The 14,625-nt window shown below is 62.0% G+C and carries 12 protein-coding genes, 1 tRNA gene and 1 pseudogene; 9 read left to right on the top strand and 5 right to left on the bottom strand.

The genetic code is table 11. From position 1 onward, the window contains the following. Positions 1-113 precede the first annotated feature (113 nt). Genes L630_RS0115545 through L630_RS0115555 form a run of 3 tightly spaced genes read left to right on the top strand, consistent with a single transcriptional unit; the run spans position 114 to position 4,387 of the window. Complete coding sequence (locus tag L630_RS0115545; protein ID WP_024849164.1) at positions 114-1,325, top strand: alpha-hydroxy acid oxidase; 1,212 nt, start codon at positions 114-116, stop codon at positions 1,323-1,325. Next, positions 1,261-3,012: a thiamine pyrophosphate-requiring protein gene (locus L630_RS0115550; protein WP_084466094.1), complete on the top strand. Its 1,752-nt coding sequence runs from the start codon at positions 1,261-1,263 to the stop codon at positions 3,010-3,012. The genes L630_RS0115545 and L630_RS0115550 overlap by 65 nt, the downstream gene beginning before the upstream one ends. Continuing rightward, positions 3,005-4,387 carry an FAD-linked oxidase C-terminal domain-containing protein gene (locus tag L630_RS0115555; protein ID WP_024849166.1) on the top strand — a complete coding sequence of 461 codons (1,383 nt, stop codon included), beginning with the start codon at positions 3,005-3,007 and terminating at the stop codon, positions 4,385-4,387. Before L630_RS0115550 ends, L630_RS0115555 begins: the two co-directional genes overlap by 8 nt. Before the next feature lie 381 nt (positions 4,388-4,768). Here L630_RS0115555 and L630_RS0115560 read toward each other — a convergent pair whose 3' ends face one another. Then, positions 4,769-5,791 (bottom strand): LLM class flavin-dependent oxidoreductase, encoded by a 1,023-nt coding sequence (locus L630_RS0115560; RefSeq protein ID WP_024849167.1) that lies wholly within the window; start codon positions 5,789-5,791, stop codon positions 4,769-4,771. Positions 5,792-5,943: 152 nt separating this feature from the next. Then, positions 5,944-6,585: an outer membrane protein gene (locus tag L630_RS0115565; protein ID WP_024849168.1), complete on the bottom strand. Its 642-nt coding sequence runs from the start codon at positions 6,583-6,585 to the stop codon at positions 5,944-5,946. 343 nt (positions 6,586-6,928) lie between these two features. Here L630_RS0115565 and L630_RS0115570 point away from each other — a divergent pair, with 343 nt between their 5' ends. The 3 genes from L630_RS0115570 (at position 6,929) to L630_RS0115580 (ending at position 9,699) form a co-directional block, all read left to right on the top strand. After that, the gene (locus L630_RS0115570; RefSeq protein WP_024849169.1) at positions 6,929-7,882 is read left to right on the top strand and encodes an ABC transporter substrate-binding protein; all 954 of its coding nucleotides are present in this window, start codon (positions 6,929-6,931) and stop codon (positions 7,880-7,882) included. A 147-nt stretch (positions 7,883-8,029) separates the two neighbouring features. Further along, positions 8,030-8,902, top strand: coding sequence for an ABC transporter permease (locus L630_RS0115575; protein ID WP_024849170.1), 873 nt, complete (start codon positions 8,030-8,032; stop codon positions 8,900-8,902). Positions 8,903-8,904: 2 nt separating this feature from the next. After that, positions 8,905-9,699 (top strand): ABC transporter ATP-binding protein, encoded by a 795-nt coding sequence (locus tag L630_RS0115580; RefSeq protein ID WP_024849171.1) that lies wholly within the window; start codon positions 8,905-8,907, stop codon positions 9,697-9,699. Between the two features lie 288 nt (positions 9,700-9,987). Here L630_RS0115580 and L630_RS0115585 read toward each other — a convergent pair. Next, a tRNA-Arg gene (locus L630_RS0115585) sits at positions 9,988-10,064 on the bottom strand. Between the two features lie 60 nt (positions 10,065-10,124). Here L630_RS0115585 and L630_RS0115590 point away from each other — a divergent pair. The 3 genes and pseudogenes from L630_RS0115590 to L630_RS0115605 form a co-directional block, all read left to right on the top strand. Next, a complete protein-coding gene (locus tag L630_RS0115590) occupies positions 10,125-11,354 on the top strand; it encodes a DUF808 domain-containing protein (RefSeq protein ID WP_245263762.1) in 1,230 nt (409 codons plus the stop codon). 396 nt (positions 11,355-11,750) lie between these two features. Continuing rightward, on the top strand, positions 11,751-12,395 hold the full coding sequence (locus L630_RS0115600; RefSeq protein ID WP_024849173.1) for a hemolysin III family protein: 645 nt from the start codon (positions 11,751-11,753) through the stop codon (positions 12,393-12,395). A 305-nt stretch (positions 12,396-12,700) separates the two neighbouring features. After that, a pseudogene (locus L630_RS0115605) lies at positions 12,701-13,273 on the top strand (cell wall hydrolase); the annotation flags it as partial. A 111-nt stretch (positions 13,274-13,384) separates the two neighbouring features. On the opposite strand, the gene L630_RS0115610 reads toward L630_RS0115605, so the two are convergent. Next, positions 13,385-14,281, bottom strand: a complete 897-nt coding sequence (locus L630_RS0115610) for an acyltransferase (protein ID WP_024849175.1) — start codon at positions 14,279-14,281, stop codon at positions 13,385-13,387. Between the two features lie 66 nt (positions 14,282-14,347). Next, positions 14,348-14,625, bottom strand: a 278-nt coding sequence (locus L630_RS0115615; protein ID WP_024849176.1) for an IS256 family transposase, incomplete at its 5' end; no start/stop codon positions are given.

A 14,625-nucleotide genomic window follows, 5' to 3' on the forward strand; every position in this document is an offset into this window, starting at 1 on the left:
AGATTGGGAAACGGAGTATGTGAGCGACCGCAGATATATAAGGCGCCCGTAGACGCTCGGGTGTATACAGCCTATAGATGTGGCGCTTAGCACGGTGCGGGGAGGAGGCACTTTTGGCTGACAAACAATCCAGGCATGCAACGAGGAGCCTGCGCTATCCGACGGTCGCTGATCTCGAACGGCTGGCGCGGCGGCGCATTCCATATTTCACGTTCGATTTCCTGAAGGGCGGCACCGGTGAGGAACTCTCGTGTGCCCGCAACTATCGCGCAATGCAGGAGATCGAGATCGTCCCGCGTTATGGGCACGCATTGGCGGAGCCCAGTACCTCCACAACTCTTTTTGGCCGGACCTACGCCTCGCCGATCGTCATTGCGCCGGTAGGTATGGACGGCGCGATGTGGCCGGGCGCTCCGCGGTTCCTGGCCGAGACGGCGCGAGAGAGCAACATTGCCTATATGCCCTCGACGATGTCCACCATGCCCATCGAGGACGTCGCGAGGATTGCGCCGCAGAACACCTGGTTCCAGCTATACGGCTTCCCCGCCGACGATCATGCGGTGACGTTCGATCTTATCCGCCGAGCAGACGAAGCGGGGGCACAGGCACTGGCCGTCACGCTCGACATTCCGGCTCCCGCACGGCGCGTGCGCGACATGCGCAATGGCATGCTGCCAAGGATGCGGCTGACGCCGGAAAAGATCCTCGCGATGCTGACGCGTCCAGCCTGGCTGGCGGCCCTGTCGCGCGAAGGCGCTCCCGCACTGGTAAACCTTCGCCCTTATTGTGCACCGGGAGCAGACCGGAAGGAACTCGAAGCTTTCATGCGCACCAGGCGAGCCGGCGGCGGCATCACCTGGGAGTTGATGAAGCGGATCCGCGAAAAGTGGAAAAAGCCGCTTCTGGTCAAGGGAGTCATGCATCCAGGCGACGCCGTAATCGCTCGCGAGATCGGCGTTGACGGTGTGGTGGTCTCGAATCATGGCGGCCGGCAGTTTGATCCGTCCCCCGCGAGCATTGACGTTCTTCCGGCGATCCGCGCTGCGGTCGGGCCGGAGATGACGATCCTGATGGACAGCGGGATCATGTCGGGCGCCGACGTGCTTAAGGCGCTCGCATGCGGAGCGGACGGGGTGCTCGTCGGGCGAGCGTTCATGTTTGGCCTGGGAGCGCTGGGAGGAGAAGGCGCCCGTCACGTTGCCACTCTCCTGAACGAGGAATTGCGGGTCGCGCTGGTTCAATCCGGCGCGTGCACGATCGATGGGGCGCGGCAGCTGTCCGTGCGCCATCGCGGCGCATGGGCGCCGGAAGATTTCAGGGGATGAGAGGGAGGAAGCATCCATGAAGGTAGCGGATGCAATTGCGGAGATCATGAAGCGTGAGGGGATCGAGATCCTCTGCGCCTATCCGGTCAATCATGTGATCGAACATGCGGCCATGGCCGACATCCGGCCGATCATCGTCCGACAGGAGCGGACCGGCATTCACATGGCAGATGCCATTTCGCGTCTCTCGTCCGGAAAGAAGATCGGCGCGTTTGCAATGCAGCTCGGGCCGGGTACCGAAAATTCCTACGGCGCGATCGCCCAGGCCTATTCGGAATCGGTGCCGATCCTCGTGCTGCCGGGCGGCTACCCCCGCAAGCTGGCGCATATTGCGCCGAACTACAATTCGACAGTCTCGATGCGTTCGATCACCAAGATGGTCGAGCCGCTGAATGTCCCCGCCGACATTCCCAACGTCTTCCGGCGCGCATTCTCGCAGCTGCGCAATGGGCGGGGCGGCCCGGTGGTCATCGAAATACCGAATGACATCTGGGACGAAGAGGTACCGGAGCCGCTGGACTATCGGCCGGTGGTGACCACGCGTACCGCGCCGGATCCGGCAGCCGTGCGCGCGGCCGTCGATCTGCTGCTGTCCGCCAAGCGCCCGGTTCTCTATGCAGGTCAGGGCATTCATTATGCGCAGGCGTGGCCGCAGCTGAAGCAGCTGGCAGAGTGGCTCGCGATCCCGGTTTGCACCAGCCTCGAAGGCAAGAGCGCGTTCCGTGAGAACCATGCACTGGCGCTTGGCTCTGGCGGGGCGGCGATCCCCTATACGGTGCGTCATTTCCTCGACGAATCGGATGTCATCTTCGGCATCGGCTGCTCGTTCACGCAGACGGCCTTTGGCGTCGGCATGCCGGTCGGCAAGCGCGTCATCCACTCGACCCTCGACTTCGCGCACATCAACAAGGACTACGAGTGCGAGGTGGCGATGGTGGGCGATGCAGGGCTCACCCTCGACGCAGTGCTGGCGGAGCTCGAGCGCCGGGGCGAGCCGCGACGTTCGTGGACTGCGGTCGCGGAGGAAATTGCCTCCGTGCGCGAGGCGTGGCTTGCCGAATGGATGCCCAAGCTGACCTCAAACGACAAGCCGCTTTCCCCTTACCGGGTACTCTGGGACCTGCAGAAGACGGTCGACGTCGCCAATACGATCATCACCCACGATGCCGGTAGCCCGCGCGACCAGCTGTCGCCGTTCTGGGTGTCGACGGAGCCGCTGAGCTATATCGGCTGGGGCAAGAGCACCCAGCTCGGCTATGGCCTGGGGCTGGCGATGGGAGCGAAGCTGGCCTGCCCGGACAAGCTCTGCATCAATGTCTGGGGTGACGCGGCCATCGGCTTCACAGGCATGGATTTCGAGACCGCCGTGCGCGAGAGGATCCCGATCCTTTCGATCCTTCTCAACAACTTCTCCATGGCGATGGAATTGCCGATCATGGGCGTGTCGACGGAGAAGTACCGCGCGACCGACATTTCCGGCGATTACGCCGCGATGGCCCGCGCTTTCGGCGGCTATGGGGAGCGGATTACCGATCCGTCCGAGATCGTCCCCGCGATCAAACGTGGTATAGAGCAGACGAAGCAGGGCGTTCCCGCGCTGCTGGAGTTCATAACATGCAAGGAGCTCGCTTCGTCTCGTCATCCCACCAGGACGACGGGGGCGGGCAAGAAGGGCCATTATGTCTGAAGCAGCACGCCGCGCGATCGAGGCGTTGAAACCCATTCTCGGTGATAGGCTCGTCACATCAGAGGCCGTGCGCGAGCATCACAGCCGCGACATGTCGAGCAACGTGCCCCACATGCCGGACGCCGTCGCATTCCCGAAGACGGAAGTGGAAGTGCAGGCCATTGTGCGCGTCTGCGCCGAGCATCGCGTGCCGATCGTGCCTTACGGCGCCGGGTCGTCGATGGAGGGCCACACCATCCCGGTGCACGGTGGCATCTCGGTCAGCACGCGCGAGATGAACAACATCGTCGAGATCGTAGCGGAGGATGCGCTGGCGGTGGTGCAGCCGGGCGTAACCCGCAAGCAGCTCAACACCGAGCTGCGGGCGCTGGGCCTGACCTTCCCAGTCGACCCGGGTGCCGATGCATCGCTGGGCGGCATGGCTTCCACCCGCGCGAGCGGCACGGCAGCGGTGCGCTACGGCACCATGCGCGAGAACGTGCTGGCGCTGCGCGTCGTGACCGCCGACGGCGAGGTGCTCAAGACCGGCTCGCGCGCCAAAAAATCGTCGACCGGCTATGACCTCACGCGCCTGTTCGTCGGCTCGGAAGGAACGCTCGGCATCATCACGGAGCTCACCGTGCGGCTGCACCCGGTGCCGGAGCAGGTGGCGGCTGCGGTATGTGCTTTCGACACGGTCGAAGGCGCGATCGCGACGGTTCAGGAGACAGTGCAGTACGGCATTCCGATCGGCCGCGTCGAATTCCTCGACGAGTACTCGATCGAGAGCACGAACATGTATTCCGGCATGAACCTCAAGGTCGCGCCGACGCTGTTCTTCGAATTCGAGGGAACGCCGGCGTGGGTCGAGGAGCAGTCGCAGATCGTGGCGGAGATTGCCGCGAACAATGGCGGCTCTGGCTTCCAGTGGTCGACCGATGCAGACGAGCGCGCGCGGCTCTGGCAGGCGCGGCATAACCACTACTGGGCGGTGAAGTCGCGCCGCGCAGGCTGCGAGATCTATACCAGCGACATCTGCGTGCCGATCTCGAAGCTGGCGGAAAACATCGTCGCGGGGCTGGCGGATATCGAAGCGTCGTTTCTCGAGGGGCAGATCATCGCCCATGCCGGCGATGGCAACTTCCACGCCGGCTATCTGGTCGATCCGAACAACGAGGTTGAGCTTGCCGAGGCCGCACGACTGGCGGATCGCTCGGCCGAGCGTGCGCTGGCGAGCGGCGGCACGGTGAGCGGCGAGCACGGCATTGGCATTGGCAAGCTGAAGTTCATGCGCCGCGAGCACGGCGATGCGGCCGTGGAGTCGATGAAGCGAATCAAGGCGGCACTCGACCCGCTCGGCATCATGAACCCGGGCAAGATGGGCCAGGCGGGGTAGGGCCTCGCCTTTACGGCAGGTTGGTCACCGCTGGCTCGTTGGAAATGTTCCGGCCTGGATGCCCCGGTCCAGCCGGGGCATGACGAGGGGGAGGTGTGATTCCTGCTACGTCGCCGTCGGCGCTTCCCCGCACCGTTTGTCACGATCACTCGAAAAGCCAGTTGGAATGCGCCAACCGTGAAGGGTTGGATTCTGGCCTTTCTCCATTCGTCATCCGCGGGCCTGACCCGCGGATCCATGCCTGAACGCCGCTGACCGCGCCGGCGGTGATGGCCAACAGCAACCTGTCGAGGCGCGTCGTGCGTCACGCCAAAGCCTGACCCGCCGTCGCAACCAGATGGCCAGACGGCTGCGTCAGGCAGAAGGCTTAACAGCCGCCGTTTACCTCCAGCCCAGCGCCGGGGCCACGTATTTCAGGATCGACTCGATCACGTGGGCGTTGTAGTCGACGCCGAGCTGGTTCGGGACCGTCAGCAACAGCGTATCCGCCTCGGCGATTGCCTCGTCCCCGGCAAGCTCCTTGATCAGCACGTCCGGCTCCGCCGCGTAGGAGCGGCCGAAGATCGCACGTGTGTTCTCCTCGATATAACCGACGGTGTCGCTCTCCTTGTTCCCGTAGCCAAAGTAGGCGCGGTCGAGGTCGTTGACGATCGCGAAAATGGAGCGGCTCACCGACACGCGCGGCTCGCGCGTATGGCCGGCTTCCTTCCACGCCTCGCGATAGGCGCGGATCTGCTCCGCCTGCTGAACGTGGAAAGGCTTGCCGCTCTCATCGAACTTCAGGGTCGAGCTCTGCAGGTTCATGCCAAGCTTTGCTGCCCAGATCGCGGTGCCGTTGGTAGCCGAGCCCCACCAGATACGGTCACGCAGTCCTTCGGCATGCGGCTCGAGGCGCAGCAGGCCCGGAGGGTTGGGGAACATCGGTCGCGGGTTGGGCTGCGCGAAGCCATGGCCGCGGATGACGTCGAAAAACACTTCTGCGTGGCGGCGCGCCATGTCGGCGTCGGTCTCGCCTTCTGCCGGTTGGTAGCCGAAGTAGCGCCAGCCATCGATGACCTGCTCGGGCGAGCCGCGACTGATGCCGAGCTGGAGACGTCCGCCGGAGATCAGGTCCGCCGCACCGGCATCCTCCGCCATGTAAAGCGGGTTCTCGTAGCGCATGTCGATGACGGCGGTGCCGATTTCGATGCGCTTCGTCCTTGCGCCAACCGCGGCGAGCAGCGGGAAGGGGGAGGCGAGCTGGCGGGCGAAGTGGTGGACGCGGAAGTAAGCGCCGTCAGCGCCAAGCTCTTCCGCCGCGACCGCAAGGTCGATGGACTGCAGGAGCGCGTCGGAGGCCGAGCGGGTGCCGGATTGGGGTGAGGGCGACCAGTGGCCGAAGGAGAGAAAGCCGATCTTTTTCATGCCCGCCAATGTACGTTGCGGAAGGTCGCCGGCAAAGGCTCCTCTTCGTGCACGCACTGTGCAGCGTTCGAAACCTCACGGAGAGGGCAGCTTCCGCCGGATGCGAAAATGGGGGCCGGAAAACCGGCCCCCAGTTGCCCTGAGTGGAGGCTTCAGAACTTGTAGCTCACGCCGATGCGAACGGCGTGTTCGGTCAGGTCGAAGTCGCCGGCGCCGAGATTGAAGTCGTCGCCGCCGTAGTCGGAGTAACGATATTCGAGACGAGCGGTCCAGTTGTCGGTGAAGGCATGCTCGACGCCTGCGCCAACGGTCCAGCCGGTGAAGGTTTCTTCTTCCTCACCCGGGCCGCCGATTTCGTCGATGTAGCCACGCGTGATGGCAAGACCGCCCGTTGCATAAAGCAGGGTACGGTCCATTGCGTAGCCGATGCGTGCGCGAAGCGAACCGGACCAGTCAGTGCCAACCTCGACCGGCACGCCGGCAAGGATGTAGTCGTTGTCATTCCAGTGGTAGTTGATGTCACCCTCGATACCGAAGACAACATTGCCATGCTGCCAATTGGCGCCGGCATGCGCACCGATCGTGCCGCCGTCGAAGTCTTCATCGACGAGGCCCGGATTCTCGAGCGTCACGCGCGAGTAACCACCCTGAACACCGATATAGACACCGGTCCAGTCATAGACTGTAGGAGCAGGCGGGGTATAGGGCGCCGGTTCCTCGTAGACCACATCAGCCGCCAGTGCGGAAGTGGAGGCAGCTGCGAGTATCGCCGCAGTAAGTGCTAACTTCTTCATTTGGTGTCCTTCTTACCAAAAGAAATTGTAGCCCCTCAGAATCGCAAGGATAGCACTTGTTGCCTCGATGTCTGTGACATTGTTGCAACGAAAACAAGAATATGAAGCGAGATCTAATTTAGCTTTCATTAAGATTTTCAGTGGTCAGGCCCGCTGGCTGCCCACACAACTGAGCGAGGCTCACCCAGGGCAAACCTCGTGACCTGTCGGCTTTTGCGATTTCCACAAGTGGAGCCGCAGTGGCGGCTGCGACCGCCACTGACCAGAATTTGTGCGGACGATCTTTCATTGGCATGCATAATGAAATAGAGGACTGGTCAGCCACTTTTGGAGGGGACTTACTATGAAAGCTCTGTTTCTTGCACTGGCGGCTAGCGCCGCTCTGGTGCTTCCCGCGAAGGCCGAGGAAGTCACCGTCGCCGTGACCGCGATCGTCGAGCACCCGGCGCTCGATGCCGTCCGCGACGGCGTCAAGGACGCGCTGAATGAAGCTGGCTACAAAGAAGGCGAGGGGCTGACCTTCGTCTATCAGTCCGCCCAGGGCAACCCGGCCACCGCCGCGCAGATCGCCCGCCAGTTCATCGGCGATGATCCGAACGTCATCGTGCCGATCTCGACCCCCTCGGCGCAGGCTGTCGTGTCGGCCACCCGCGACATTCCGGTCGTCTTCACTGCCGTTACCGACCCGCTCGGCGCGCAGCTTGTCAAGGACATGGACAAGCCGGGCGGCAACGTCACCGGCCTTTCCGACATGTCGCCGGTTGCATCCCACGTCGACCTGATCAAGGAGATCATGCCGGGGGTGAAGACCATCGGCTATCTCTACAATTCGGGCGAGGCGAACTCGGTGTCGCTGCTCGCGGTCCTCAAGGAAGTCGCTGACGCCGCCGGCATTGCGGTCGTCGAATCCGCCGCCACCAAGACCGCCGAAGTGCAGGGCGCGGCGCGTGCGCTGATCGGTCGTGCGGACGCGATCTACGTTCCGACCGACAACACGATCATCTCGGCGCTCGAGTCGGCTGTTGCCGTCGCCGAAGAGGCCAAGGTGCCGCTGTTCACCGCCGACACCGACTCCGTCGCGCGCGGTTCTATCGCAGCGCTCGGCTTCAACTACTACGACGTCGGCAAGCAGACCGGCGAAGTGGTCGTGCGCATCCTTAAGGGCGAGAACCCGGGCGACATCGCGGTCAAGGTTGCCGAAGGCACCGACCTGGTCGTGAACAAGACGCAGGCCGCCAAGGTTGGCCTGGAACTGCCGGAAAGCGTCCTTTCCCGCGCCACCAAGGTCATCGAGTAATCCGTGCTGCCGGGCGGCTCCGAGCTGCCCGGCTCTCCTGTTCTTGACCGTTCCGCGCATCCGCGCGGGACGGCAGAACGCCAGCCATACGCGCGTGGCTGGGCAGGGTTTGAGTGAGGTGCGCATGCCACGGAAAGGCAGACAATCGTGAGCCAGATTGCGCTTTGGGGCGCCGTTGAACTCGGCCTCGTCTATGCGTTCGTTGCCATCGGCGTCTATCTCGCCTTCCGGGTGCTCGACTTCCCCGACCTGACGGTGGATGGATCCTTCCCCCTGGGCGCGGCGGTGGCCGCCGTTCTGATCATCGCCGGCGTCAATCCTTGGCTGGCAGCGCTTTGCGCGATGGCGGCCGGTGCTGTTGCCGGTCTCGTCACTGCGCTCCTCAATGTGCGCTTCAAGATCCTGCACCTGCTCGCGTCGATCCTGACGATGATCGCGCTGTTTTCGGTCAACCTGCGCGTCATGGGCCGGCCGAACGTCGCGCTGATCAATGCCGATACGATGCTGTCGCCCTTCTACGGCCATGGCCTGCGCGACTTCATGGTCCGCCCGATCTTCATCGCCGTGCTGGTCGCCATCGCGCTGTTCCTCGTTTGGCGCTTCCTTGAAAGCGACTCGGGCCTTGCGATGCGCGCGACCGGCGCCAATCCGAAGATGGCGCGCGCTCAGGGCGTGGACACCTCGCGGCAGATCTATCTCGGGATGGCGATGTCCAACGCGCTCGTCGCTCTGGGTGGCGCGTTGTTTGCCCAGACCAACGGCTTTGCCGACGTTACCTCCGGCGTCGGCACCATCGTCGTCGGCCTTGCCGCTGTCATCATCGGCGAGACGCTTCTTGGCGCGCGTGGCATACTGATCGCGCTGATCGGCTGCGTCATTGGTTCCATTCTCTATCGCATCGCGATCCAGCTCGCGCTTTCCAGCGACGTGCTCGGCCTGCAGGCATCGGACCTCAACCTGGTGACCGCCGTGCTTGTAACCTTTGCGCTCGTTCTGCCGCGCCTTCGCCGCGGAGGTTGATGATGATTTCGCTCAAGGACATCGACGTCGTTTTCGGCAAGGGCACGCCCCTTGAGAAGAAGGCGCTCAACGGCATCAACCTCGAGATCGAGGAAGGCTCGTTCGTCACCGTCATCGGTTCGAACGGTGCCGGCAAGTCGACGCTGCTTGGCGTGCTGGCGGGTGACATCACGCCGACCACCGGCACGGTGACCATCGGGACGACGGACGTGACGCGCAAGCCGACGGTGCGCCGCGCCGAGCTCGTCGCGCGCGTCTTCCAGGACCCGCTCGCCGGCAGCTGCGGCACGCTCACCATCGAGGAAAACCTCGCGCTCGCCGAGCGCCGCGGCAAGCGCCGTGGCCTCACCATGGCGCTGAACGCCAAACGTCGCGAACTTTTTCGCGAGCGCATCGCGGAGCTGAATCTTGGCCTCGAAAACCGGCTTGGCGACCGCATGGATATGCTGTCCGGTGGCCAGCGGCAGGCGGTGTCGCTGGTGATGGCGACGCTGACCGGCTCGCAGATGCTGCTCCTCGACGAGCACACGGCGGCGCTTGATCCCGGTATGGCCGAATTCGTCATGAACCTCACCGACCGCTTCGTTGCCGAGCGCAAGCTGACGACGATGATGGTGACGCACTCGATGCGCCAGGCGCTCGACTTCGGCCACCGCACCATCATGCTCCATGCCGGCGAGATCGTGCTCGACGTCAGCGGCGACGAGCGCAAGGGCCTGCAGATCGAGGACCTGATCCAGATGTTCCGCCAGATCCGCGGCCAGACGCTGGACGACGACGAGCTGCTGATCGGGTGAGGTGGATTGGGCGGCGGCTATGTCCGCCACCGTCCGGCGGAGTGCCTGCGATTCAGACTCGGCGGTAGGCGGGCACCTTCCTTTTCCCTCTTATTACCTTCGGAGTCACTTTACTTCGCGATACTGGTGCACGCTCGAGCGTGCTTGCTGAGGCACGGCAAAGCTCGATGTACGGGTTTTGTACGGGTGCATCTGGAATGCACCGCGAATGTTCGCGCAAGAACCTGCAAGCTAGCCCTAGCCGATTTCAGCCGGCTTCATCTATGCATTGAATTTAATAGGAATTTTTGGCGCACCCGACAGGATTCGAACCTGTGACCTCTGCCTTCGGAGGGCAGCACTCTATCCAGCTGAGCTACGGGTGCATCCGGATATGTTGCCCTCTTAGACGATCAGGCAGATCGCTTCAACGGGGAACGTGAAGAATGCGTGGGTTTGTGCGCTCCTTCGTCGGCAGAGGTCACTGGTTCGAAACCTGTCGGGTGCGCGAGTGTGTGTGGGATGAGGCGGAAGGCGTGGCGGGCGTGGGGCCGGGTGTGTCGGGAGGGAGCGTCTTCGGGGAGGGATCCGCGCCGGCGCCAGGCATAGATGAATCCTGTCAGGCATTGAACTTTCGCTGCGATCCGTTCATTCCCGTCAACATTGAACGAACGCGTGATGGTCGCGCTGTGCCTGGCGCTCAAGGCGGAGAGATTTCTATGAGTGGCTTGCTCGCCCTTCTGGATGATGTCGCGGCAATCGCAAAGATAGCCTCCGCTTCAATCGATGACATATCCGCGAATGCCGTTAAGGCAGGCAGCAAGACCATCGGCGTTCTCATCGATGATACCGCGGTCACACCCAATTACGTTGTTGGAATTACCGCTGCACGCGAGTTGCCGATGATCGGCAAAATCGCGCTGGGCAGCCTGCGGAACAAGGCTGTCCTCATTCCTGTGCTTCTGGCGCTCGACTATTTTTTTCCACTGGGAATTACCGCGCTCTTGATGATCGGAGGCATGTATCTCTGTTTCGAAGGCGCGGAGAAGATCTGGCACAAGCTCCTTCACCAAGGAGCATCCCACGAAGATGACGTGCATGCCGAGAAGGATCCCACCGCGCTTGAAGAAGCGCGTGTCGCCGGGGCCATCAAGACCGATCTGATCCTGTCGGCTGAAATTATGACCCTGGCGCTTTCCATGATCGAAAGCACTTCAGTCTGGACCGAACTTTTCACGCTGGTCCTTGTGGGCATCATGATCACGGCCCTTGTTTATGGCGTCGTCGCGGTGATCGTTAAGCTCGATGACATCGGAGTGCTTATGGCACGCAGGGGACGTCTGGGAGCAACCAGAACGTTAGGCCGCCTGGTTGTGCGAGCCGTGCCGAAGCTGCTCTTGGCGCTGACGATTGTTGGGGCCGCTGCGATGCTTTGGGTGGGTGGAAGCATCTTCATACATGGTCTCCATGAACTGGGCGTGCACCAGCCGTCGGACTGGATTTCGAAGATGGCTTCGGATCTTTCGGCAAGCGTGTCGGCGAGCCTTGAGGCCGCGGTGAACTGGCTAGCCATGGCAACTGCCGACGGCTTGTTCGGACTTGCTCTCGGGTCTTTGCTTGTTCTTTGCGCTACCTTCGCACGACCGATCTGGCGTGCCGCAGGACGCGAGATCTGAGCAAGAACCCGGCCTCTCCGCGGGATGACCGGGGAGCGCGGGACCGGGACGTGGCGGATCAAGATCGCAGTCCACCCGATCGGGATCTCGCGAGATCTGATTGAGCGCTGCAGAAAACTGCGGATGCCCTACTGGCCGTAATGCGGGTCATTTGATGTTCCTCCCGCCTCAACTTGCGGGCGGTGACATACTAGAACTTCCACCGGGGAAACAGGGCCTCAGGGGAGGTAATTTCTTTCGCGCCGATGTTGTCTGGAAGGCGGCGACCGGAGAGCCAATGCCGCGACCCAGCCGAATATTCGAAAGCGTTGTTTTAACGCGGCAACCACATCGTGATCTCGTCCCTTGAACCGCCACATTCCTTCCGCGTTGTAGGAGGGAAACGAGAGGAAGAAGATGCACGAGCCGTCCTGGAACTATGATCGCGCCGAGACAACTGCCGACGGGGTGATCCACGTCCTGGGCGTCCTGCTTGGCATCTCGGGCGCTGTGGCGCTCGCCGTGATCAGCCTTGGCTATGCGGATGCGGGTGTGGCCGCGGCAGCGCTGATCTACGCGCTGTCACTGGTCGTGACGCTGTCGATGTCCGCCGTCTACAACATGTGGCCGGTGAGCCCGCGCAAGTGGTGGCTGCGCAAGTACGACCACGCGGCGATCTATCTTCTCATTGCGGGCACCTACACGCCGTTCGCGCTGCAGATGGACGCCAGGGGTGTCTGGCTGCTGATGTGGACGTGGAGCGTGGCCGCGCTCGGCATGTTTCTGAAGATTGCCTTCCCGAACCGCTTCGATCGCACCTCGATCCTCCTTTATCTGGGCCTCGGCTGGAGCGGCGTCGTGCTGTTCGACCAGCTGGTGACCAGCTTCTCGGCGCCGGTCGTCTGGCTGCTCGCGATCGGCGGGGCGATCTACTCGGTCGGCGTCATCTTCCACCTGTGGCAAAGCCTGCGATTCCAGAATGCGATCTGGCATGGATTTGTTCTTGCGGGCGCGAGCCTGCACTACTCGGCGGTGATGGCTTCGGTCGCGGGAGGAGTGTGAGGTCGCGAAAACAGGTTCAACCACATCTTGGCGCAAATGGCGTAGCGCGATAATTCCAAATCGGTACGGCCCGTCCAACTTCCGGTTGGTGGACGGCTGGTGCTCGCGAAACCTGTAAAAATTTCAAACGCAACCGGAAGCGGGTCATCCTCCGCGTAGTCACGAGGAGCACCGGCAGCCTGATGTGCAAGGCGTCGCGCGTGCCTTTGGTGCGCTTTGTAGCGCGCTCTGCCCCTTTTTCGCCCCAAAATGCCGTTTCATAAAACTTCCAGAAGCGGCGGGGGCTGTAAGGAGAGGTCAAACCCGTGTCCAGCCCGCTTCCTATCGCGGCGGCTACCCTTGTGCTGTCGCTTGCCGTTTCCGCCTGCACCTCCACCACCGAAGTTCTCGATGATGTGGTCACCTCGTCGGTCCGGTCGGCTGCCTACAGCGGGAGTTCGAAGGAACGCGATTGCCTGGCACGCGCCATGTTCTTTGAGTCGCTCCGCTCAAGCCGCGAGGGGCTGGTCGCGGTTGGAACGGTGGTGATGAACCGGGTGAAGGCGCCTGAATATCCTGACACAGTCTGCGGCGTCGTCGGGCAAAAGAACCAGTTCGCGCCAGGTGTCCTCTCTCGGCCGATGAATTCGAAGGCGCTGCCGGATGTGATGGCGGCGGCGGACGCCGTGCTCAAGGGCGAGCGACATCCGAAGATCGGCAATGCGAAGTTCTTTCATACCGCCGGGCTGAAATTCCCCTACAAGAATATGCACTACGTACACGTCGCCGGCGGCAATGCCTTCTACGAGAAGCGCAGCCGGGCAAGGCGCGCGACCGAGCCGGTGCGCCAGCAGACCGAGATCGCCTCGACCGTCCCTCTGCCTCAAAGCAAGCCGGTGCTGGAGGTGGCAAATACGGATGGCGTCGCAGATCCGGATACCGGCGTGCTGGCGTTTGATGCGGAGTAGGGGGGCGACCTTCGCCATCTTCCGCAGTCAAGGTGTCCTTCCTTATCCAGGCAACGCTTGCTCCCGGGATGATCGGAGGTAATTCACCCGCAGTTTCAGGAATGGCAGCTCCACAAACCGGTAGCTCAACCAGGCTAGCGGCACGAGGGCGAGGAAGCAGACGATTGACCAGGCGACAGCAACGTAGAAGCTGTGCATCGCCATGACATGGGTGTGGATGAACTCCGCCATCCAGAAAACGAAGAAGAAGTGAAGCAGGTAGAGAGAGTAGGAGCACTCTCCGACCTTGGCCACAATGTTTGCCCAGACGTTGTCGTTGGCGAACTCGAAAGTCCGGTCGTAGTAGGCAATCAATGCACCATATGCGGCCCCTTCGATCGTTGGCATGATGATCCAGAGAGGGCTGGAGGAGGGGTATGCTCCGAGCTGGAAAAATCCGCCGAGCGAGTCAAACCACCAATAAAATGCCGCGAATGCAACGGCGGTTAGCACTGCAAGTACATGTCTCCCGCGCATGATGCCGCTGATCTGAAAAAAGATCATTCCGAGGAGAAACTGATCGATCCGGCCGACGATGGTCCAGTACGCAAGCCATTGGACGGTGCCATCGCTAAAGAAGAGCCACGTACGAAAGGTCATGGAGGGGATGAGGATTGCGACGAGCCACCACGGCGTTCGTCGGCAGGCAAACAACAGTAGCGGCAGAACTAGGTAGAAGTGGAACTCGACCGTAATCGACCAGCCGCCGTTAGGAAGAACGGGGGCGTAAAGACCAGCCGCTACATGTTCCAGATAGCCGAGGACACTTCCTCCGTGTGACCAATGCCGGATGCCGACGACTGCGACAACGAGCAGCAGTAGGGGAAGCAAACGCAGCACTCGATTGTAAAGAAACGGCCCGTACTTGATCTGTCTCCCATCAAGGATCTTGGCAAACAAATATCGATGATGTCCCGAGAGGTGGTGTAGCTTTTGCGATCGCCGTGCCTTCCGGACTGTGCCGGATCAGCTTGCCGCAGCGGGCAGGCTGATGAGCGGATCATCGCTCATTGCGGCGATTGTCTCAAGAGACAGGTATCTGGATCGCTGGACCGCCCACTCATCATTTTGCTCGAGCAGCAACGCACCGACGAGGCGCACGATGGCATTGTCGTTTGGAAAGATGCCGACGACCTCGGTTCGCCGCTTGATTTCTCCATTCAGTCGCTCGATCGGATTTGTGCTGTGAAGCTTGGTCCAGTGTTGTTTGGGAAAGGTCATGTAGGCCAGCACATCTTCTTCGG

Source organism: Aminobacter sp. J41 (assembly GCF_000526635.1).
Lineage (GTDB): Bacteria > Pseudomonadota > Alphaproteobacteria > Rhizobiales > Rhizobiaceae > Aerobium.

What these genes read in the sequence shown, in the direction of transcription:
- L630_RS0115550 (WP_084466094.1), top strand. Translation starts at nt 1,261, where the DNA reads ATGGGGCGCGGCAGCTGTCCGTGCGCCATCGCGGCGCATGGGCGCCGG.
- L630_RS0115555 (WP_024849166.1), top strand. Translation starts at nt 3,005, where the DNA reads ATGTCTGAAGCAGCACGCCGCGCGATCGAGGCGTTGAAACCCATTCTC.
- L630_RS0115560 (WP_024849167.1), bottom strand. Translation starts at nt 5,791, where the DNA reads ATGAAAAAGATCGGCTTTCTCTCCTTCGGCCACTGGTCGCCCTCACCC.
- L630_RS0115565 (WP_024849168.1), bottom strand. Translation starts at nt 6,585, where the DNA reads ATGAAGAAGTTAGCACTTACTGCGGCGATACTCGCAGCTGCCTCCACT.
- L630_RS0115570 (WP_024849169.1), top strand. Translation starts at nt 6,929, where the DNA reads ATGAAAGCTCTGTTTCTTGCACTGGCGGCTAGCGCCGCTCTGGTGCTT.
- L630_RS0115580 (WP_024849171.1), top strand. Translation starts at nt 8,905, where the DNA reads ATGATTTCGCTCAAGGACATCGACGTCGTTTTCGGCAAGGGCACGCCC.
- L630_RS0115590 (WP_245263762.1), top strand. Translation starts at nt 10,125, where the DNA reads ATGCGTGGGTTTGTGCGCTCCTTCGTCGGCAGAGGTCACTGGTTCGAA.
- L630_RS0115600 (WP_024849173.1), top strand. Translation starts at nt 11,751, where the DNA reads ATGCACGAGCCGTCCTGGAACTATGATCGCGCCGAGACAACTGCCGAC.